The 20,489-nt window shown below is 49.4% G+C and carries 14 protein-coding genes; 7 read left to right on the forward strand and 7 right to left on the reverse strand.

Annotated features, from left to right (window positions below; genetic code table 11):
* Nucleotides 1-116: 116 nt before the first annotated feature.
* Nucleotides 117-851: a sulfite exporter TauE/SafE family protein gene (locus MO867_RS10275; protein ID WP_252466335.1), complete on the forward strand. Its 735-nt coding sequence runs from the start codon at nt 117-119 to the stop codon at nt 849-851.
* Between the two features lie 453 nt (nt 852-1,304).
* Here MO867_RS10275 and MO867_RS10280 read toward each other — a convergent pair whose 3' ends face one another.
* Complete coding sequence (locus MO867_RS10280) at nt 1,305-1,586, reverse strand: hypothetical protein (RefSeq protein WP_252466336.1); 282 nt, start codon at nt 1,584-1,586, stop codon at nt 1,305-1,307.
* Complete coding sequence (locus MO867_RS10285; RefSeq protein WP_252466337.1) at nt 1,547-1,843, reverse strand: hypothetical protein; 297 nt, start codon at nt 1,841-1,843, stop codon at nt 1,547-1,549. Before MO867_RS10285 ends, MO867_RS10280 begins: the two co-directional genes overlap by 40 nt.
* Before the next feature lie 775 nt (nt 1,844-2,618).
* On the opposite strand from MO867_RS10285, the gene MO867_RS10290 reads away from it, so the two are divergent.
* Nucleotides 2,619-4,376 (forward strand): diguanylate cyclase, encoded by a 1,758-nt coding sequence (locus MO867_RS10290; RefSeq protein WP_252466338.1) that lies wholly within the window; start codon nt 2,619-2,621, stop codon nt 4,374-4,376.
* 4 nt (nt 4,377-4,380) lie between these two features.
* Here MO867_RS10290 and pstS read toward each other — a convergent pair whose 3' ends face one another.
* Together pstS and MO867_RS10300 are read right to left on the reverse strand one after the other, a co-directional pair.
* Nucleotides 4,381-5,466: a phosphate ABC transporter substrate-binding protein PstS gene (gene pstS, locus MO867_RS10295; protein WP_252466339.1), complete on the reverse strand. Its 1,086-nt coding sequence runs from the start codon at nt 5,464-5,466 to the stop codon at nt 4,381-4,383.
* A gap of 112 nt (nt 5,467-5,578) precedes the next feature.
* Nucleotides 5,579-7,507, reverse strand: a complete 1,929-nt coding sequence (locus MO867_RS10300; protein WP_252466340.1) for a PhoX family protein — start codon at nt 7,505-7,507, stop codon at nt 5,579-5,581.
* Nucleotides 7,508-7,754: 247 nt separating this feature from the next.
* Here MO867_RS10300 and MO867_RS10305 point away from each other — a divergent pair, with 247 nt between their 5' ends.
* Both MO867_RS10305 and MO867_RS10310 read left to right on the forward strand, forming a co-directional pair.
* A complete protein-coding gene (locus tag MO867_RS10305; RefSeq protein WP_252466341.1) occupies nt 7,755-10,367 on the forward strand; it encodes a TonB-dependent receptor in 2,613 nt (870 codons plus the stop codon).
* Between the two features lie 185 nt (nt 10,368-10,552).
* The gene (locus MO867_RS10310) at nt 10,553-12,460 is read left to right on the forward strand and encodes a phytase (RefSeq protein WP_252466342.1); all 1,908 of its coding nucleotides are present in this window, start codon (nt 10,553-10,555) and stop codon (nt 12,458-12,460) included.
* 24 nt (nt 12,461-12,484) lie between these two features.
* On the opposite strand, the gene MO867_RS10315 is transcribed toward MO867_RS10310, so the two are convergent.
* The 3 genes from MO867_RS10315 to MO867_RS10325 all read right to left on the reverse strand — a co-directional run bounded on the left by MO867_RS10315 (nt 12,485) and on the right by MO867_RS10325 (nt 15,127).
* Nucleotides 12,485-12,886, reverse strand: a complete 402-nt coding sequence (locus MO867_RS10315) for a VanZ family protein (protein WP_252466344.1) — start codon at nt 12,884-12,886, stop codon at nt 12,485-12,487.
* Nucleotides 12,887-13,221: 335 nt separating this feature from the next.
* On the reverse strand, nt 13,222-13,887 hold the full coding sequence (locus tag MO867_RS10320; RefSeq protein WP_252466347.1) for a replication protein P: 666 nt from the start codon (nt 13,885-13,887) through the stop codon (nt 13,222-13,224).
* The gene (locus tag MO867_RS10325) at nt 13,799-15,127 is read right to left on the reverse strand and encodes a DnaT-like ssDNA-binding domain-containing protein (RefSeq protein WP_252466349.1); all 1,329 of its coding nucleotides are present in this window, start codon (nt 15,125-15,127) and stop codon (nt 13,799-13,801) included. Before MO867_RS10325 ends, MO867_RS10320 begins: the two co-directional genes overlap by 89 nt.
* A gap of 200 nt (nt 15,128-15,327) precedes the next feature.
* On the opposite strand from MO867_RS10325, the gene MO867_RS10330 reads away from it, so the two are divergent.
* The 3 genes from MO867_RS10330 to MO867_RS10340 all read left to right on the forward strand — a co-directional run bounded on the left by MO867_RS10330 (nt 15,328) and on the right by MO867_RS10340 (nt 19,002).
* Nucleotides 15,328-17,571, forward strand: a complete 2,244-nt coding sequence (locus MO867_RS10330; RefSeq protein WP_252466352.1) for a heavy metal translocating P-type ATPase — start codon at nt 15,328-15,330, stop codon at nt 17,569-17,571.
* Nucleotides 17,571-17,939: a cupredoxin domain-containing protein gene (locus MO867_RS10335; RefSeq protein ID WP_252466353.1), complete on the forward strand. Its 369-nt coding sequence runs from the start codon at nt 17,571-17,573 to the stop codon at nt 17,937-17,939. The genes MO867_RS10330 and MO867_RS10335 overlap by 1 nt, the downstream gene beginning before the upstream one ends.
* Nucleotides 17,940-18,150: 211 nt before the next feature.
* Entirely contained in the window at nt 18,151-19,002 is an 852-nt protein-coding gene (locus tag MO867_RS10340; RefSeq protein ID WP_252466354.1) for a DUF417 family protein, read from the forward strand.
* The last annotated feature ends 1,487 nt before the right edge of the window (nt 19,003-20,489 follow it).

Genomic DNA, 20,489 nt, shown 5'->3' on the forward strand with positions numbered 1-20,489 from the left:
TTATGCCTTACGTGTTGCTGATTATAAAAGCCATACCGCAATGGCCTGGCTCAGCATGGGCTTAACAAGCCAAATTCTTCAAACTACGACTATTTGGTGGTGTTTGAAATCGACATATGGTTGAACTCCTCTTACTGATTTTTGGCGCTCTGGCCTGGTATATTAGCACGCTCTCTGCGGGTGGCGGCGCTGTACTTCTACTGCCTGTGATCAGCTTTATAGTGGGCCCTCATCTGGTGGCCCCCACCGTGACTATTGCCAAATGCCTCGCCTCTCCTTATCGGGCTTTGGTTTTTTGGTCATATATAGATTGGAAAGTCATTCGATGGCTAACACCGGGCAGCTTGATAGGTGCCGCAGCCGGAGCCTACACTTATACCCAGATGTCCCCAGATTGGATACAGCTGATTGTGGGAATATTTTTAATATCGACTGTTTTTCAATATCAGTTTGGGCATAGGGAAAAAACTTTTCCAATGACGCTGCCCTACTTTTTCCCGGTTGGTTTGGTTACCTCATTTGTCTCTGGAGTTGTTGGGGCGATGGGGCCTCTCAAAAACCCCTTCCTTTTAAACTATGGCGTTGAAAAAGAAGCGTTAATTGCTACCAAGGCACTGAATAGTTTACTTATGCAGGCGACCAAGTTAGTCACCTACATAACCTTTTCGGCTATCTCACTGGAGTTGGCACTCTATGGGGTTGCAGCGGGCATAGGGGGGATAATCGGGGTATTTTTTGCTAAAAGAAAATTGTTAAAAGTCAGTGCTGAAAAATTTAAGATATATACGTTATTTATTATGTTAATTTGTGGGCTAGCTTTGGTTTCAAAAGCCATGGTCGATTTAATCTGAAGGCATAAACCAGAATAAAGATGGCCGGTTTCGAAAGTCAATGCACAAGTAACTATCTTGTGCGAAGGCTGACGCCCAACATTTGTACTATATCTTTAGATTCTATCATGAGCATTTTTCCTAATCGATAATTCCTTGAGTTTTCAACTCGCAAGTGATGAAGTGCGTCGTGGAAAATTTCTAGGCTGTTTTATCAGTGAATATTGATCTTTAAAGGTTCTTCATACGTTTGCCTTAAATGTACTTGACCCTTACTTGTAAGACTTACTATCACGTTATTGGGTCTATTTATCTATCTATTGACCGGCGTCTCTCGGCAACTCCATCTGCGCTGGGACCATGAAAAATTAGATGATGTCCCTTTTGACAAGTATTTTGGCGGTTGCATAACCGAAACCACCGATTGAACGGGCAATTAAAGCTATTTATGGTATAAAAGTGTATTTGGTGAGATTAGTATTCACCGCCAAAACGAGCGGTGAAAATTTTTGCAAAAGTGTAATTATTTTCAAGGTCAAACGGAAAATTGGTTTCATCCGCCATAGTCAAACATTTAATAGCCGGCGTTTTTCTGGTTGATTGATGGAGCCAGTATGCTTCGTCCTGCAGGGCCTGGTAATAGGCCGGTCGATAGAGATGTACGGACCTCTTACATGATTCGATGGCTTTAGTAGAGAATTCTACAATACGTGTTGTCAATGCATCGACGTAGGGAGAGAGCTCGTTGGCATCCATGGCCCTGTTAACGATGCCATAAAGTTCTGCTTCATCGGCGTCAAAGTCGCGGCCACTAAAAATGAGTTAAAAAATTCGTCCAATCCCTGCTTATCACGCCATTTTAGAGGCTCCGCCGCCGCAGGGGTAGCCATTTCCACTTCTATGGCATAGATTTTTCTTGCTGCGTACAGCGAAACGCATATCGCAAGCCACTGTAAACTCATGACCACCACCACCACCACCACCACCACCACCACCACCACCACCGCATGCAAACCCTTCTATTTACGCAATGGTGGCTTGTGGAAGTTTACTGATTCTCTCCAGAATAATCTATAAATTCAAGACTTTTACCTCATTCCGCGATACTGCTTCAGTGGATATACCCCTAAGAAAATAACATCGCGTGGGCGATAAAAATCTCAGGATTAGCAGACTAAAATACAACGACTTTTATCTTCCTGTGTCTCTCCAATTCTTGTGCCAGGATATTTAGACCCGCCCACATGGGCAGTCCCTGATTATTGACCGATGGATAGTCAAAAGTAATCGTCAATATTCCATCTTTCTTGGACGCATTAAAGGTTGTGTACCCTTCGTAGACTATATTGATATCTCTAGTTAAAGGGGGGCGATCGATTAGCGGGTACGAGGAAGTTTAACAATACAGTGCCTGACTGATTAATGGCGAAAGGCAGGAAACACTTTCTTCAGTTGCTTGATAATTTCAGGGTGAATCTGTTTGTTTTTTAATCAGCTCTAAGTGTTTTCCATTAGAGGTAATAGGGTGTATGCATCTATCACTTTATGACTTTCTAGTATTGAGGGTATATTTTCAACTCGGGTCAGAATAGCTCTCTATTTAATTGAACCGTCGCGTTTACACTGACAGAGATAGCCTATATAAAGGCGAGATTTTTACGCCCCCATATATTGACAATGAATAGAAAAATTGGCGGGATTCAATTCGATATCTTACCGGACAGTATTAAATGGTACTTCCGTTCTGCATGGTGCTTGACTGTTTTTAGTTTCTTGGGGTTCATACTATTGCCTCAGGTTAGCCAGGCACACCCTGTACTTGAAGTGACATCTCTAGAGGCGGGTAGCAAGCTCAGTGGCTTAAATGAAATTTGGCACGATGTGACGGGGATGGAAAGTGTCTCTGACGCTGTTGCGGCCCATAAGATGAAATATTTTGTGCCGTTAGACAGCGCCGGATCTACAGGGCTGAAGTCCGGCGCCTTCTGGTCTCACTTTGTATTGAAAAATTCCAGCAGCAGTGCGGTAACTGTCTCAATTGAATATATCGATAATCAGCTTATGGGGTTAATGGCATTTTCGCGTTTACGCGGTGGTACTGGCCCCTATGTCGAGAGCGCAAATCTATCTATTAGTCAGCCTTTTTCCGCTCGGGCAATAAAGCATCATCGCTTCGCTTTTCCAATAACTATACCTCCGTCTTCCTCCAAAGAGATGATGGTAAAATTTGATGCGGGCACCCTGGGTGTAGTTTTCCCCAGTATGCGTGTTTGGACACCTTCACAGTTACAAGAAAGGAGTAAAACGGAAGCAATTTTAACGTCGTTTCTTTTCGGCGGATATTTCTTAATGGCAATTCTCGCGTTGATTGGTGCAATTACTATGCGTGAGAATATCCTCTATCTCTATTCAGTTTATTCTGCCGCTAAGATATGGGTTTGGGGAACCCTCTTGGGATATACCCATCAATACCTTATTCAAGATAATTTTCATTGGAGTTACCTTTCTCTTAGTAGTGCGGCAGCGATTTTAACTGGAATTCTATTTTCCAGATGCTTCTTGGAAACGGCAAAATACACCCCACGCATGGATTACGTCCTTCAGCTTATTATGCTGAACGGAGTTCTGTTAATCATCTGTGTGGTTTTTCAGTGGGAGGCAATGGCCGATATTTTGATGGTGCTTGCTCTATTTCTCTATCCGGGTGTTGTTATTGTTGCGATGGTGCGATGGCGGCAGGGCAATAGTGCCGCTGCAGTATTTGCCCTTGGTTGGGCTACTTTGGTGCTGGGACTCTTGGTTCAAGCGATGCGGGACCTGGGGTTTGTGGTACACAATCCGATAAATTATTACTGGCCACCGGTTGCCTCTTTTGTCGAGATGCTCGCAATTATGATCGCTATTAGTTTGATGGTGCAGCGTTTGCGCCGACAAAAAGAAGTGGCTGAGAGAAAATATCTTCAGCATCTGGAGGCTTCAAGAACCGACCTTGAGTACCAAGTGCAATTGCGAACTCAAGAACTCGAATTTGCCAAGGTAAGGGCGGAACAAGAAGCTCGTACTGACCCCTTAACTGGAGTATTCAATCGTCGCTGCTTCTTTGAGGAGTCTGGCAGTCTGGTGAGAGTGGCAATTAAAAACGACCTTCCACTTTATGTATTAATGTTAGATCTTGATAACTTTAAATTAGTCAATGATATCCATGGGCATCTGATTGGTGATCAGGCGCTCTGCGCCACTACGCGGGTTATCTCTCAGCATGTGCGGGATGTGGATATATTTGGCCGTATTGGAGGTGAGGAGTTTGCCTTGGTGCTTAGCGCCAGTACTGAGGGCGCATTGGCTGTGGCTCAGCGTATTCATCGGGATATTGCCAAAATTGTGATTAAGAGTGCGGTAGGGCAAGTTCAGTTTACGGCGAGTATTGGCATTGCCGGCTTACAGGGGGAAGAGGGAATTCTGGAATTGATGCAGAGGGCGGATGCTGCGCTTTACCAGGCAAAACGCGCTGGAAGAAACCGCATTATCGAATGCGCAGAAACCTGATAACTTAGCGTACATAAGTGACCGCATTCAGTACTTTGATACGTATATTCTCTGGTAGTGGTACCAGACCTAAAGTACCGGCCTCAGCCTGGGATTTTTTACTCAACATAAAAACCAACATCTGCCGCAGGGCTTTTGCTTTACCATCGGTTTGATTAGCATAGAGAAGTAGCCAGGAAAAACTGGTAATCGGGTAGGCATTTTCCTTTTTCGGGTCCCATACCCAGGCGATCAGATTTGGCGCGCCACTGATGGGCAGTGCAGTCTTGGGGAACTCCACTTCGGATAGGGCTGCGGCACCACTGTTGGGGCCCGCTTCGATATAGTTGCCCGCCCGGTTTTCCAACGTTGCCACATCGAGATCGATAAGTTGTGCAAACCCGTGCTCTACATAGCCGATTGCCCCTGGTTTCTTCCTTACCCAGGCAGAGACGCCTTGATTCCCCGGCGCTTTGACAAATCTTGGGATTTTTGGCCATTCAGGCGATCTGTCCAGGCCAATTTTTTCGCGGAAGAGCTCGCTTACGCTGCTCAAGTGCCCGGAAAAAATATAGGAAGTCCCCGAACTCTCCGAGCGGGTAACCACGGTAATTTCTGTGGCTGGCAATTTTAATTTCGGATTGTTGTTTGTAATCTTGGGATCATTCCAATGAGTAATCTCGCCTAAAAAAATCCCGCTATAAGCTTCTCGTGACAGCTTAAGTTTTTCAATGCCGGGAAGGTTAAAAATCAGCACCACCTCACCTGCTGTCACCGGTAGAACCACTGCGCCCTCCTTTATTTGATCTAATTCATCAATACCGATGGCTGCATCTGAGGCGGCAAAATCCACAGTGTGGCCCAGGAAATCCCGAATGCCGTCGCTGCTACTGCTCATTTCATAAAATATAAAAATATTGTTTTCGCGATGGGTGAATTGGCGAAACCATTCCACGTAGATGGGGTAGGGGAAACTGGCGCCACTTCCCCTAAGGTTGACTGCATTTTCAGGGACCTGGGAACTGCTGGGCAGGGAAAAAAACAGGAGTAAACCGGTGGCACATAACGCGCTACAGAGGCGGCGTAACACGAACTCACTCCACAATGTCATAGGGACCTCGGCTAAAAGACCATTACCAGCCGGTCGATAAGCGGGTGGTGAGGCCGAAAAACAGCTTTAGATTAAAATTTTAGCAGGGTCCCTTCACAGTCATAAAAAATGTCTAACTACCGACTTCTTTACCATCCTCCCTGTAAATCGCCAGTACCGAGGGGCGCGGTGGTAGTTTTGGGTCGTTGTCCGGCCAACGATGTAGCGGTTGATCATAAGTTGAATTGCGAGCATCTGCGGGGTGCTGTATGGCAATAAATAGCGTCTTGCCATCTGGGCTGAATTCCGGGCCACAGACCTCGGCGCCTCTCGGGCAACCAAAAAAGTGTTTGGGCGCCGCGCGCAGGGGACCTTCGGTGGCCATAGCCCAGAGACCGTCGTGGAAACCAAAGCGTTCGCACCCGTCAGTGGCAACCCACATATTGCCTTTGGGGTCAAAAGCGACATTGTCGGGATTGGCAAACCAGCCGTGGCTGGAGATATCGTAATGGGATTGCTGACCATAGGCACCGCGTTCGGCGGGATTTTCAGCATTGGGATTACCGCCGAGAAGAAACTGTTGCCACTGAAAACTGGCACTTGAGTGGTCGCGGTTTCCTTTGACTCCGGGCGGTACTATTTCCAGTATATGGCCGGCAATATTGCGGGCGCGGGGGTTGGCGGCATCCAGATTGTCACTGCCGCGTTTCTTGTTTTTGGTCAGCATCACGTAGGTACAGTCATTGTGGGGGTTGGTCTCCACATCCTCGGGCCTGTCCATCGGCGTGGCGCCCAGCATTGCCGCCGCGCGCCGCGTATCAATCATGACATCGGCTTGGTTGCGAAAGCCATTTGCCGCTGTGAGCGGCCCCTGGCCATATATCAGCGGCAGCCATTGCCCGTTGCCGTCATCGGCGAAGCGGGCAGCGTAGAGAGTGCCTTCGGTGAGGAGTTGCCAGTTTGCGGAGGGATTATCGGGCTGATAGTGATGCTGAGAAACAAAGCGGTAAACAAATTGACCCTCGTCATCATCGCCGCCATAGGCCACCACGGGCTGCTCGGGTTTACACACGAGAGTAAATCCCTCGTGCTCAAAACGGCCCAAGCTGGTTAATTTTCGCGGCTTCGACTGGGGGTCATAGGGATCAAACTCCACCATCCAGCCAAAGCGATTGGGCTCGTTGGGCTCTACCTGTATATCAAAACGGCGGTCATAGTCACCCCAATTGCGATTTTCCGCTTTGATCCCAAAGAGCCGATGATTGACGGCTTCCCTGGCATCCTCAATGAGTTCGGGGTTCCCCTGAAAGGCGCCGCCAAAACCCTCTTCGGCAATTAATACGGTGCCCCATGGGGTCTTTCCTCCGGCACAATTACCGATAGTACCGAGCACTTCTGTACCGCTGGGGTCCTGATGTGTTTTCAGGCGTGCATCCCCGGCGGCAGGGCCCGCAATTTCCATTGCCGTTGTCGCAGTAATTCGACGGTTATAGGGGCTGTCAGTCACGGGCTGCCAGCCATCTTTTCCTTTTTCAATTTCCACGATGGAGTGTCCACACGCAGCTTGCTCTATGGCGACATGATCGGCAGTCACTCCCTGGGTAGCACTATATTCATTGTTATAGCCGGAGAACATCAGGTGGGGTTGAGTGTATTCGTGATTGACACACAAAAGTCCTCGATGGCTGTTTTTGCTACGCAGATGAATATGCCCTTGAGCTGAAAGGACCTCGGGGGCCAGCGGCATAAAGGCAATAAAATCATTGTTATAACCAAAACGCCGCTGTTGGCTTTTTGGCGTTAGTTTTTCTGGCTCGAAGTTGTTTTCTCCATGGTGCAGCGGGTCTCCCCAGCGCAATAATATATCGGCCCGATACCCGACAGGGAAATGATGTGCAAAATCTAGTGTCTGAGGAATTTCGTTAAAGGTCAGGGATTGCTGCTTGCCATTTTTCTCTGTGTTACAGCTAGGCAATAAACTACCGGTTACACCTACGGCAGTGGCACTACCCAGAATTTTAAATAGAGATCGTCGCGTAGGATCTTTGGGATTATCGTTCATAAGTACTCCTCAATGAGGGCAGACAAAATGATCGGGAAATAAAGTTTCTTGCCTATTTGGCTCTATAGAGCGACGCGGATTCATTTTTTTGGGTAAATAGAATATATATTAAAAATTTTGAACCATTGTCACGGTTCTATCTGACACGGTGATGACAAGCTTAAAAAAAACGTCACGTAAAGTTCATCACTGCGCTCTAGTCTGCGTCCAATCCAATAAACCATCAGCAAAATGGGAGTGGGACGCAATGAAATATAATGCAACAGGTTTACCGTTGCTCGGGATGCCTCTGGCGTTACTGGCAACTGCTCTAATTGCTGCAAATGCCGTTGCGCAAAGTGACCAGCCCCAGGCAATGGAAACAGTGACGGTGACTGCTCAAGCCAGCAATGCGCGCAGTGACCTGGATCGGCAGCGCGATTCCAATAAAGTAGTCGCCGTTCAAACCTCTGATGCCATTGGCGAGCTTCCCGATGCCAATGTCACAGAAGCTCTGCAGAGAATGCCGGGTGTGTTTATTACGAGGGATCAAGGGGAGGGCCGATTCGTCGGTGTCAGGGGGATAGATCCCAACCTGAATGCTGCCACTATCAATGGTGTCAGTTTACCGGCGCCAGAAACCCATACCCGGGCAGTGGCCCTAGATGTGATTCCCTCTGACCTGCTTGCCAGTCTTGAGGTTTTCAAAACCCTGACTCCGGATATGAGCGCTGACTCTATTGGCGGTGCCATTGAGATTAAGAGTTTGAATACTCTGGATTATGATGGCAGTCCCTATAAGTTCACCACTGAAAACAGCTACAGTGAGCTGCAGGATGAAAACAGCCCCAAAATGGCTGCAACCATGACCAGTATCTTTGATCTGGATGGTGAGCGCCGACTCGGTGTGGCATTGGCGGTGAGCCACCAAGAGCGCGATTTCGGCTCAGAAAACATTGAGACCGATGGCTCTTGGGAGGAATTTACTGCAGAGGATGGTTCCGTCGGTATGGGTACCACTGAAATAGAACAGAGGGATTACACCATCAGCCGTGAGCGCACAGGGGTGGCCGCTAACTTCGATCTGGATCTCGGCGATGATTCCCGGCTCTATCTTCACAGCCTGTACTCCGATTTTTCCGACCAGGAAATCCGCCAGCGCAACTCCTGGAAGCTTGGCGATGAGCGCGATGAGCCTGAAACTATTTCACAAAATTCTGCCCAATGGGAAGAGGCTGCTCTGGAAAAGTCGCTGAAGGATCGTCTTGAGGAGCAGGAAATTATCTCGGTGGTGTTTGGCGGTGAGCACGTTTTTGACCCGTGGGATGTCTCTTATGCGTTGGGATATTCCAATGCGGAGGAGTCCGAACCGAATCGTCGAGATACAGATTTTGTTCTGGATTCCCTGCGTCTGGGCTATGTGGAGGCCGGTGATACACCTCGTATGGCAGTGGGCAGCGAAGATGTCGAAGCAGTATTAAATCCGGCCAGCTATGTACTTGATGAGCTGGTGATTGAAGATAATTTTACTGAAGATAAAGAGCTGAGTTTTCGTCTCGATTTCAGTCGCGAAATCGACTGGGCCGGGAAACCATCGATGATTAAATTTGGGTTGCATGCGCGTCAGCGGGGAAAAAACGGTGATTTAAATGCGTCTGTTTACGAAGGATTTGGAGGAGATTACACCCTTGCTGACGTTGTTCGAAGCAGCGTCGACTATGATCTGGGCGCTTTTGGACCGGGTGTAAATGTTGGCGGTTTGAACAGCTTTATCAACGCAAATCTGCCTGACTTTGAGTTGGATGAAACTGAAACCGCCCTGGTTTCGGCTCGGGATTACGCCATGGATGAGGACATCGCAGCCTTATACGTGATGAATACTATCGAATTTGATGTTTCTCAGCTGGTTTTCGGTGTTCGCTATGAGCGAACTGATTTTACGGCTGAAGGTGTCAATGTGGTGGAATCTGAAGAGCCTTTGCCGGGTGCTGAAGTAATCGCAGATGAGGTTTATGCCACTCAAGTCAACTTTGAAAAAAAGTATGACCATTTCTTCCCGAGTGTTAATTACAAATTTGAGTACAGCGATAATATTGTATTGCGCGCGGCCTACTCCGAGTCCCTGTCACGTCCATCATTCGGCGATTTGAACCCTTCCCCTGACAAGATTGAATACGATGAGGGGGAGCTGGAGGTTGAGGCTGGAAATTCAGCGTTGGCCCCCTACGAATCCCACAATATCGACTTTTCTGCAGAATATTATGCGGAAGATCTGGGGATGTTCTCCCTGGGTCTATTTCACAAAAGTATCGATAACTTTATTGTGATGTCTGAGGTCTCCAGTACGGTTGATCCCACCCGCTTTATCGGCAACTTAAGTGTGGATGATGCTGAGGTTTGGCAGCCAATAAATGGCGACAGCGCTCGTATCAGTGGCGCTGAACTGGCCTGGACGCAAGGGTTTGACAATGGCTTTCTGTTGAGGGTCAATGCAACGTTTACAGATTCTGAGGCCGACTTGGGGCTCGACACCCGCAGCGAGCGCAGTAACAAAATTCCGATGCCCTCACAGGCGGACATTGTGGGTAACTTTGTTGTTGGTTATGAACAAGATGCTTTTAGTATGCGGTTCTCTGCGGCCTTCCGGGGTGAGCGGTTGCTGGATGTCGACTTGGAAGACGCGGGGAATGATCGCTACGAGGAGGATCATCTACAGTTGGACCTTTCTGCCCGTTACCGTTTTGACAATGGGCTGCAATTGAGTTTTACCGGCGTGAACCTTACCGATGAACCTTACTATGTGCACAGTTCAGGCTTTAATGGCCAGTATGAAGAGTATGGCCCTACTTATGCGATAGGGCTCAGTTACAGTACCTTCTAATAGCTTGTTGATAAGATATTTGTGATTTTTTCAATCCGAGGTTTGCACCACACCCTTCCTATAGAGGTTAACCCGCCGGGATAAATCCTCCCTTGTACAAGGCCCCCGCAAATCCAGCGGCGGCTTTGTGTTTTAAGTGATCCCAGATAACGTCTACACATCAACGTGATTAATAAGGCCCTACTATGCGCCCTCTTATTACCTGTGTATTTTTCTGCATATCCCTGCTCGGATGTAATGCTGAGAAAAACGGTAAGGATTTGATACCGCACAAAGTGCTTCCATTAAACGGCATTGCTGCCGAGCAGATGGTGTCTGTCTTCTTTGAAGGGCAGCCCTACTTTTTGCTCGCTAGTGAAGATCGAGGATTAGTGCTTGTTGATGAGTCGGCAGAAATACGGGCTGTGCAGGCGGGAAGAATAGAGCAGCTAGACGTGTTTCCAAAGGGTAAGGGTACCTACTTAATTGCGGCTTATGAGGGACGTTTTGAACAGATTCGGCTTTATCAATTGTCCGAAAAAGAGAATAAAAAGCAGCTATTTGAGTTGTTGGGTCGCGTTGAGAATGTCGGCCCACGCAGCGCTCTGTGTTTTTCCCAACAGGCCGGGCGGAGTCATTTATTTTCAATCGGGGAAGATGGTTTGGGTGCCGAGTACCTGGTTTCCCCTGAAGCCCGGCAAAGCGTGTTCACCCTAATTCGGCCACTCTATTTTGGCGAGCAGGTACAAAGTTGCAGTTTCGATTCCCGTCGAGGGCGATTGCTGGTCTCTCAACCTCCGATAGGTGTTTTGAGTTTGAATGCCGATGCCGAGAAAGATGAGGAGCGTAAAGTGCTAGTCGCTGGTGACATGCTCGGCAGCGACTTCGGCAGCCTGTGGCTAGATTTCCCGATGGACCGGCTGTGGGTGGCTGCAAGAGGGGGTATACAAGCTTTTGACCTTGCCAATCCGGTTATGGAAGTTCAATCCATCTCTTTACTTGAGCAGGGTGATGTTGAGCCCATTTCCCTAGAGCGAATGGGGGGGGATTTAGTGGTGCTGGATGGCTATCATAAAGCGATTACGCATATTCCCCTGCCCGTTGTAGAGAAGGCTCATAGGCCTGCTGTAGTGCCCGTTGAGGCGATTGCCAGCATACCCGCCCAGACTGAGACCCAGCCAGTAGCTTCTGCCGGTGATGCTGCCGATGATCCCGCTATCTGGGTTAACCCCCAGGCCCCAGAAGACAGCCTGGTGATTGGTACCGATAAAAAAAAGGGGCTCAATATTTACCGGCTTTCCGGTGAATTGCTGCAGCACTTTGCCGTTGGCCGGGTTAATAATGTGGACATACGCCATATCTCTCACCCCTCGATGAGTGCCGTCGCGGTAGCCTCCAACCGGTCGAACCCCGGTTTAGATCTCTTTGCAATCAGTCACCGTGGCGAAGTGCAGCATTTGGGGTACCGTGCTATTGCATTGGTTGATCCTTACGGGCTCTGTTTGCAGCAGACTCAGTCCAGATTATTCGCCTGGGTTTCTGATAAAAATGGCAGTCTCCATCAGTTTGCAATAAACATTTCGGAGGCTTTTGACGATTTTGAGGTGATAGAGAACGCAACGTTGAAGCTTGAAAGTCAAGTGGAGGGGTGTGTAGTAGATGATCAGCGTGATGTACTGTTTTTTGCAGAGGAGGATCGGGGAATTTGGCGATTGGAACTCCGGGCATTTGCCGCAGGTGAGGCTATTCCGGCGCTGGTGGCGGAAGTGAATGATAAAACATTGATTGCGGACATTGAGGGACTTGCGCTTTACCAAGGGGACAGCGATGACGGCTATCTGGTGGTGTCCAGCCAGGGAAATGACAGCTATGTGCTATTTAGCCGTGATGGTCGCGAGTTTATCACTCGTTTTAAGGTCGGTATGAACGCCCGTCTGGGTGTGGATGGCAGTTCTGAAACTGATGGCCTGGACGTGACCAGTGCGAGCTTGGGGCCGCAATATCCGGAGGGTGTATTAATCGTCCAGGATGGGCGCAACCGAATGCCGGGCAGAAGCCAAAATTTCAAGTTGGTTGATTGGCGAAAAGTGAATGAACTGCTGGGGGCGGAATAGGTAGCGTCTATTGGCAACTTGATATCAGCTCTTCATCGATAATTTTCGGCGTCTTAATTTGTTGAAATAATAGACTAGGATATTGGCAAGGATTACCCCGATTAAATCGGACACCAAATCAATAAGATCAAACGTTCTGTTTACAATAAACGCTTGGCTTATCTCCTCTGTCAGGGCGAAAATCAGTACGGCGAGGGCGCCATAATATATTTCCACGGGGCCGAAACGGGAAGAGGTCGAGCGGGTAGCAAGTATTAAAATAATGCTAAAAGTACCATATAGAAAGATATGGCCAATTTTATCGCCAAATGGGATGGCTTGAGTAAGATCAAACAACACACTGCTGGACCCAGTGTTGGCCAAGTAGAAAATCCACAGGATAAAGGCAAAGAAAACTACGGCCGAGGCCCCCAGTACTTTTGACATAACACTACGGCCACTTAAATGATGCCAGTCGAATAATTGCTTGTTATTATCGATAGTATCTCTATTTCTCGAGTTTAGGAAATAGTAAATCTTAGAGAGTAACAGCTCAGGCAGCGGGTGTTTTGATTTCTTTCGCAGCTTGTATCCTGGGGGGCAGCTGTATTTCTGGTGAGATTTAACGAGGCACTGGCACGAAAACGCCTAAAGAAGTCCCTGAGATACCTGGGTTTTGCTGGTGATATCGGCAGGCATTAATTGGTCCAAAATTTTTTACAGGCCGCTGGGGTTGGGACCTTTGCCCTACAACCCCCACTGTGCGAAAAAGCTGGAAACTATTAAATCCCTAACTGAGCGCGTAGCTCGGCGAGCCTGCGCGTATTCTCCTCTTTTGAAAGCGGCGTGCTGGGGCTTTCCTCCAACTTTAATTGTTCAGGGGCTGTGAGCTGCTCCCCTTTCAATACCCGTTCGCAAATTTTACGGTAGTGTTCGGCAAATACCGGATAAGCGGTTGATTCTGGATTATTTGCCAGGAAGAACCAGTTGGACTCCCGCCCGGCGTGATAGACCGCGAGATGGCTCCAGTGGAAATTGGTTTTAGGGCTGGGTGCGTTGCAGGCCTCGCGATAGGCGGCGCGGGCTTCAGGCAGACCATTTTCTCCTGCGGCACATAACTTCAACATTTTGTGTACGGTCGGCAGGTATTCGCTCTGCAGAATAGCGCGTTTGGCACCGAGCATAATATCCTGCGGCGCAAAGGCGGCAAGGGCTTCAAGCCATAGACGTTTGGCGTGATGCAGGGTTTCGGTATCGGGAAATGCCGCACTGAACTGGTTATGATAATTCAATTTGAACAGCGCAAACACTTCGTTAATCGCGCGCTTCTTTTCGTTCAGTACTTCCTGGTTTTGAGTATTACCAGTTTGTGTCTGTGAGTATGTCGCCGATTGATCGGTCGCGGGTGCGCTGGTTGGTGTTGTTGTGGGAGTCTTTTGGATTGCCATAAGAATTTCCTATTGCCAGCTTGTTGCGCTCTGCCCATTGATGACGGGCATGACGCACAAATACGGCGTCCCAGCTTTTACGCGCGGCGTTCTGTCCGCGCCAGTAAATGATGAATTCTGCGACCAGAGATAGGGCAAAGTCGCGGTCAATTTCGCACTGGTTCATTAGATGACTGAGACAGTCACCGCCCGGTTGCCAGTTGCGTGAAATAGGTTTGGCCACGGGGTTTTTCTCGATACCCTGACAGTAGTAGGCCCATTCCTCCCGCGCGTATTCGATAAACAGCTCGCCCCAGCGCGCGCTGTGGCCGCCGCGCTCAGTCCACTTGTAGATAAACTCCGGAAGCAGTTCTGCGGAGAAGCGTGGATTGATCGCCAAGCGCTGTAGTTGCTCCCAGGTGTGCTCACTGGGCTGCCAGTCGCGGGCCATGGCAGTGGGTTTGCGCTTTTCGATAAAGGGCGTGTCCTGCTTCTCCCAATCCTCCAGGATCCAGTCATTGAACTCCAGGTCCCAGGAAATAGACTGCTTGCCGCTGGAGCGGTGATAGTCGAGAAAGCGTTGCAGACCGCGGCTGACAAAGGTGCTCGGTACACCTTCGTCGGCCAATTTGCGCAAGGTCTCATCATTGGGTTGCCAGGCACTGGGCAGGGGTTGCTTGCGCTGCGCGGTTGCGCGGAAAGCTTCCCACTTGCTCTTTACTTGACGCATAAACAGGGAGCCAAAGGAGTGTCGGGGTTCGGCCCTTTCGCGCCAATAGGTCACGAATTCGGGCAGCTGCTCGCGGACATAATGTTCCGGGATACCCAGCTGGGCAATGCGGGCCATGGTCTCGCTGTCCGGTTGCCAACTGGGGGCAATGGTATTGGCATTGCGGTTTGCCGGAGTCGCCGGAGTCGCCGGAGGTGCCGCTGTAGCTGCACCGGGGCGCTTGTATTCCCCGGGTAGGGTAAATTTCAGGACCTCACTACTGCCAAACGGTGCGGCTCCCAACAGAAGCGCGCCCTGGTTGCGCAGGCTGGTAGCCACTCTTTGAATATCCGCTGCCTGCCAAAAAGGTAGCAATAGATACAGCTGCTCTCCCGCAGCGGTATACCAGTCCCGGCCGGCATAGGGTTCCAGCGGTAGAAAAGGGACCAGGTCGCCCAATGCAGTCAGCAGCACAGACTCCTCCAGGCCCACGGTAGCGGCCAGAGAAGGGGAGATGCAAAGGGGTCTTTCGGGAAGCAGGGGATGTGTCATGGCGCAATAATAACATTCCGCTGGAGAGCATGCGCGAACATTGGCGAATGACCGGCCTTTTCCGGCGCCCGATACCAGCCGCTAAGCTAACAGATGAAATGGCTGCGGTGTCGCAACAGGGCACCCGAGACAAACGCTTGCCTTCCCCTAACGGTAAGGTTGTAACTTTGTCACTGAAATTGGTGTCGTGGGAGAGGAAAATGACAAAGGAACAACAATCAGGGCCAAGGCTGTTCCGCTTGAGTGGGGTTAATTGCGCAGGTTGCACAAACAAAATCGAGGCGGCTGTCAATGCGTTGCCGGGGGCCTCCGGTGCCCGCGTAAACCTCGCAGATAAAACGCTATTGATTCAAGGTAATGTGAACGTTGAGTCTTGTGTAGAGGCCGTACGCCAAGCTGGCTACGGCGCTGAGCTTCTACAGAGCAGTGAACGACAGCAACGAGCCGAGCAGCGGGAGCAAGAACAGCGCCACTATCGCCAATTATTGTGGCGTTCGACATTTGCGCTGGGCGTGGGCGTCCCTCTAATGGCTTGGGGGCTGATTACTGATAACGTTTCGGTGAACACCCCCGCTGAGCAACTGGTCTGGGGGGGGATGGGGCTGATCACTCTGGCTGTGTTGGTGTTCTGTGGCGGGCATTTCTTTAGCGGTGCCTGGAAAGCCCTGCGCCACCACAATGCGACTATGGACACTTTGGTCGCTCTGGGCACCGGTACTGCTTGGCTGTTTTCCATGATGGTCGTTCTGGTTCCCCACCTGTTACCCGAGGCTGCACGCCATGTGTATTTCGAGGCTAGCGCCATGATTATTGGCCTGATTAGCCTTGGACAAGCACTGGAAGTTCGGGCTCGCGGCCGCACCAGTGCCGCAGTGGAAAAACTGCTCGAGTTACAAGATAGCTCCGCGCGGGTTTTGCGCGATGGCCGGGAAGTGGACTTGCCCATTGAGCAGGTGCAGGCAGGGGATCAGTTGCGCGTTCGCCCCGGTGAGAAAATTCCGGTAGATGGGGTGGTACTGGAAGGCAGTAGCCTGGTGGATGAAGCGATGCTTACCGGCGAGCCGGTACCGGTCAAAAAAGTTGAAGGGGCCAGCCTGGCCGCCGGTACACTCAATAAGAATGGCAGTTTACTGTTTCGTGCAGAGAAGGTGGGTGCCGATACTCGCCTTGCGCAGATTATCGAAATGGTAAAAAACGCCCAGAGTTCGCGGGTGCCTATTGCACGCCTGGCGGACAAAATCTCCTCTATCTTTGTACCGGTGGTGATGATTATCGCCGTGGTAGCGGCTCTGGTTTGGTTCAACTTAGGCCCGGAGCCGCGTGTTGCTCACATGCTGGTAGTACTGACCTCTGTACTGATTATCGCCTGCCCCTGTGCGCTCGGACTGGCCACACCCATGTCTGTCATGGTGGGGGTGGGCAAGGGCGCTGAGCACGGTGTATTGGTGCGCAACGGCAAAGCTTTGCAGCAGTCCTGCACTCTGGATGTATTGGTGGTGGATAAAACAGGCACCCTTACCGAAGGCGCGCCGCGACTGACGGATATTGATAGTGACGGTGATAGTGATGAGCTGCTACAGCAGGTGGCGAGTCTGGAACAGGGCTCGGAGCACCCGCTGGCAGAAGCCGTAGTCACTGCAGCCCAAGACAAGCAGCTACATCTAGAGCGCCCCACTCATTTTGAGGCAATAAACGCCCACGGTGTCAGCGGAGTTGTGAGGGGCAACAAGGTGTTGCTGGGTAATAACAAACTGATGGCCAAAGAGGGGCTCTCGCTGGGTCCCTGGCAGGAGCGAGCCGCCAAGCTCGCCGAGGCTGGGCGCACGGTGATCTATGCTGCGGTGGATGGAAAAATCAAAGGCGTTATTGCGGTGGCGGACCCGATTCGCGAAGATGCAGAAGCCGCGATTATCCGCTTGAAAAATCTTGGTCTGCGTATCGAAATACTCACCGGGGACAACCGCGCGAGTGCCGAGGCGGTTGCCGAGCGCCTCGGTATCGACCGGGTACACGCGGAGCTGTTACCGGAAGATAAAGAGCGCATTGTCGCTGAGCTTCAAGGCAAAGGTGAGCGGGTGGGAATGGTCGGCGACGGCATTAACGATGCCCCCGCTTTGGCCCGTGCTGATGTAGGCTTTGCTATTGGTGCCGGAACTGATGTGGCAATAGAAAGTGCCGATGTCACATTGATGCGCTCCTCCCTGCATGGTGTCGCCAATGCTATAGAGTTGTCACGCGCCACTCTGCGCAATATCAAACAAAATTTGTTCGGCGCCTTTATTTACAACTCCCTGGGTATCCCGATTGCGGCAGGGGTTCTTTACCCCGTGACCGGTCTATTGCTCAGCCCAGTAATCGCCGGTGCGGCAATGGCCTTTTCCTCCCTGACAGTGGTGACCAATGCCAACCGCTTGCGCTTCTTCAAACCGTCGGAGACTCATTGATGGCCATAATTCTTGTAAATGCCATTGGCCTACTGATTATTCTCGCGGTTATCTGGTGGTTCTGGTTGGGGCCAAAACGAAGTGCGGGGCAACTAGTCTCCAGTGCCGGAAAATTGCAAATTCTGGTTAAGGATGGAGTCTATGAACCGGACCGTATCCGACTGCCAGCGGGTTGTGCTGTCACTCTGTATTTTCGACGAGAAGATCCCAGTCCCTGCTCCGAATGGGTATTGTTCCCAGACCTCGAGGTTAGTGCTGAACTCGCGCTCAACAAAGCGACCCCTGTGGAGATTCCAGAAGCAGAGCCCGGTGAATACCCGTTTAATTGCCAGATGCAAATGTACCGTGGAACCTTGATCCTGGAGTGAAGCCCGCTTGGTAAATCATGTATTGAGGGAGTGGGGCCTTGTGTGAAATATCACGGAGAAGCAATGTAATATTTTCCAGGCAACGGCGACAAATAGTGGATAAACCTTCCCCGATGACTTTTACAGCCTGGTCTAGGCGTTGATGGCGGAAAGGTGGGCGCTGGACGCATTGGCGACAGCACAATTCAACTGACTAGCGGGTCGCCACACCATGAGTATTTTATTTCGAAAGTTGCCGTTTGGACTTTTGACCATCGTCTTTGCGATGATGTCAGTTGCACTAATTAGTGGGCAGTGGGGTGGAATTAAATCAATTTTTGAGTTTTATGGTGTCAGTGCTGATGGCACCCTGGCAACTATCCGTATTGTCACCGCAATCGTATTTATTATCGTAGCGGTGTTAAGCGCGCTGTCACTCTATACCTGTCGATTGATTAAACCCCTTGCTGGCATCGTCATTGTTATATCGATAATCCCGCTACTTAGTCTTCTGGGTAGTACCCACTGGATTGCTTCCCTGAGCGGATTTCCGGCAATTGGTTCTGGGCAGGGTATAATTAAATACTTTGCACTAATGGCAATTGCAGTAACCTGGTTGTGTCGGGACAAGCTAAGTCCACGTGTTTTAATATGGATAAATTATTTCCCTATCGGCCTGGTGTTATTGTGGATTGGTGGTATGAAGTTCACTACCATCGAAGCGGAGGGAATAGAGGGCTTGGTTCGTAGCTCACCATTGATGTCCTGGCTGTACAGCTTCTTTAGTGTTCAAATGGCCTCCAACCTGATCGGGATCTATGATTTGATTGCGCTGGTAATCTTCGCTTTGGGTTTGTATATCAGACAACTACTCTGGGTCGGGCTATTACTATGTGCAGCAGTATTTCTCACCACTCAAACCTTTTTATTATCGTATCCGCAAAGCTGGGCTGCGCCATGGCAACTTAGTTCTAGTGGAATTTTTATTATCAAAGACCTTTGGTTTATCGTCAACCTGATAAATATCATGGATCTTAAACAGAACAGGGTAAAATATTCCAGAACTAATAAGGCACTAGGCTAGCGGTTCACGCGGTTAAAGGGTTGATGCTTAACGTGCGGATTCAACTGAAGCATTGATTTTTCTATGCTTTTCGACAATCTGAAGGTTTTTCCAGGCTCGATTATGGACTTTAAGGCATCTCTAAAAATTGTCTGAGAGCCTGTAAAATAGCTCAATTATTCTCAAACGAAGGGTATTTCAAAAATACAGCCGAGTTTCTTCGATCTCGATGATCGCTACCGAAAGTTGAAAGAAAGCGATCTATTGATTGACTTACATAAGCGGATTATCAGGGGGGACTTTCGGAGCACTTTGAATAAAATCCGCTCATTACCCCGAAAGAGCAATACTGGAAGGAAGTTCTTCGACGCCGTTCTGATATTCAAAGCATTTGTATCATCTATTAGATGATGAACCGGAATGTCAGACACAAGATCCTTTCATATTTTACCAGTTTCTCAAGATAAGCACGGAAGATCGTAAACCGGATGCTACGATAATTTGGTTGTTGCGTGAGTGACTGGTGAATCCCGGACTCATAAAGTCTCTTTTTCTGGATTTCAATTACAAAATCATCCAAGATATTGATTTTGACTACTGGATACGGCGACGATTAAGGACGAGCTATTGGAAAAACTGGCATAGAGTCAGAATGAAAGTTCGGAATTTACTGTGTATGGGTGTGAGTGAATCGCTGTTTGTCTCCTGCGGTTCATCCGGTAAAAATTACTGGCGAAACGCAAAAAACTGAGGGTATTCACATTGCATTTAATAATGAGTTTTCGAAAAGATGGGGTTGGTTTCGTTACGTGATCGCAGGGTAGAAATTCATTACGGATAGGTAGCCGCCCATTGCGGACCCGCATGATGGGTGGTGTGGGGGCCGGTAGCTAGAAACTACCACTAACCGATTTAGAGTGCGTGGCAGTCATTTTAATTTTTAAATGACAATATTTTGAGACCAAGACAAACCAGTGCCCCAATTAACACACCTTGCCCAGCAGCTATGATCGGAACTAATGGCACGGCTAAAAGCATGTTCCCAGGGGCGTCAGGTTGTACCAAGGCAGCAATTAAGAATAGCGGTGTAAAGATAACTGAAACACCTGTAGTCCAACCTTTCCATATTTGTTTGAACATTAATCACACTCGATCTTACTGGTAGCTCTAACGACCACAGCTGCGGAAACCGGGGGCTTTTAGGCGCGAAGCGTCGTCCCAGTTGTCCGACAGGCTGTGCTTGGTACGCCCATATGGGCGTGGACTAATGGGGTGAAAGTCCCCTGAAGGAAGATCACCGTTTAATGGGTTCCATTAGATGCTAACGACTAGCGAATGGCAACTGCAACACCGTGAGGTCTTGTGGGGAGGAAGCCACTAGCAAAACTACGAGCTGACGAACAGAAACATCCTATAAGGCTTAGCCGGGTGATCTAACGGGTAGAGTCAATGATGCAGTTGTGTAGTGAAAGTTCACGTTCTTATCTGGGGAGATCTGTTTAGCTTGC

Origin of the sequence: Microbulbifer okhotskensis (genome assembly GCF_023895975.1) — a bacterium.
Classification (GTDB): Bacteria; Pseudomonadota; Gammaproteobacteria; order Pseudomonadales; family Cellvibrionaceae; genus Microbulbifer; species Microbulbifer okhotskensis.

Excerpts from the sequence above, each read along its gene's own strand:
- MO867_RS10300 (WP_252466340.1), bottom strand. The coding sequence starts at position 7,507 with ATGAACGATAATCCCAAAGATCCTACGCGACGATCTCTATTTAAAATT.
- MO867_RS10275 (WP_252466335.1), top strand. The coding sequence starts at position 117 with ATGGTTGAACTCCTCTTACTGATTTTTGGCGCTCTGGCCTGGTATATT.
- MO867_RS10320 (WP_252466347.1), bottom strand. The coding sequence starts at position 13,887 with ATGGCAATCCAAAAGACTCCCACAACAACACCAACCAGCGCACCCGCG.
- MO867_RS10340 (WP_252466354.1), top strand. The coding sequence starts at position 18,151 with ATGAGTATTTTATTTCGAAAGTTGCCGTTTGGACTTTTGACCATCGTC.
- MO867_RS10315 (WP_252466344.1), bottom strand. The coding sequence starts at position 12,886 with ATGTCAAAAGTACTGGGGGCCTCGGCCGTAGTTTTCTTTGCCTTTATC.
- MO867_RS10335 (WP_252466353.1), top strand. The coding sequence starts at position 17,571 with ATGGCCATAATTCTTGTAAATGCCATTGGCCTACTGATTATTCTCGCG.
- MO867_RS10330 (WP_252466352.1), top strand. The coding sequence starts at position 15,328 with ATGACAAAGGAACAACAATCAGGGCCAAGGCTGTTCCGCTTGAGTGGG.
- MO867_RS10305 (WP_252466341.1), top strand. The coding sequence starts at position 7,755 with ATGAAATATAATGCAACAGGTTTACCGTTGCTCGGGATGCCTCTGGCG.
- MO867_RS10310 (WP_252466342.1), top strand. The coding sequence starts at position 10,553 with ATGCGCCCTCTTATTACCTGTGTATTTTTCTGCATATCCCTGCTCGGA.
- MO867_RS10325 (WP_252466349.1), bottom strand. The coding sequence starts at position 15,127 with ATGACACATCCCCTGCTTCCCGAAAGACCCCTTTGCATCTCCCCTTCT.
- pstS (WP_252466339.1), bottom strand. The coding sequence starts at position 5,466 with ATGACATTGTGGAGTGAGTTCGTGTTACGCCGCCTCTGTAGCGCGTTA.
- MO867_RS10280 (WP_252466336.1), bottom strand. The coding sequence starts at position 1,586 with ATGGATGCCAACGAGCTCTCTCCCTACGTCGATGCATTGACAACACGT.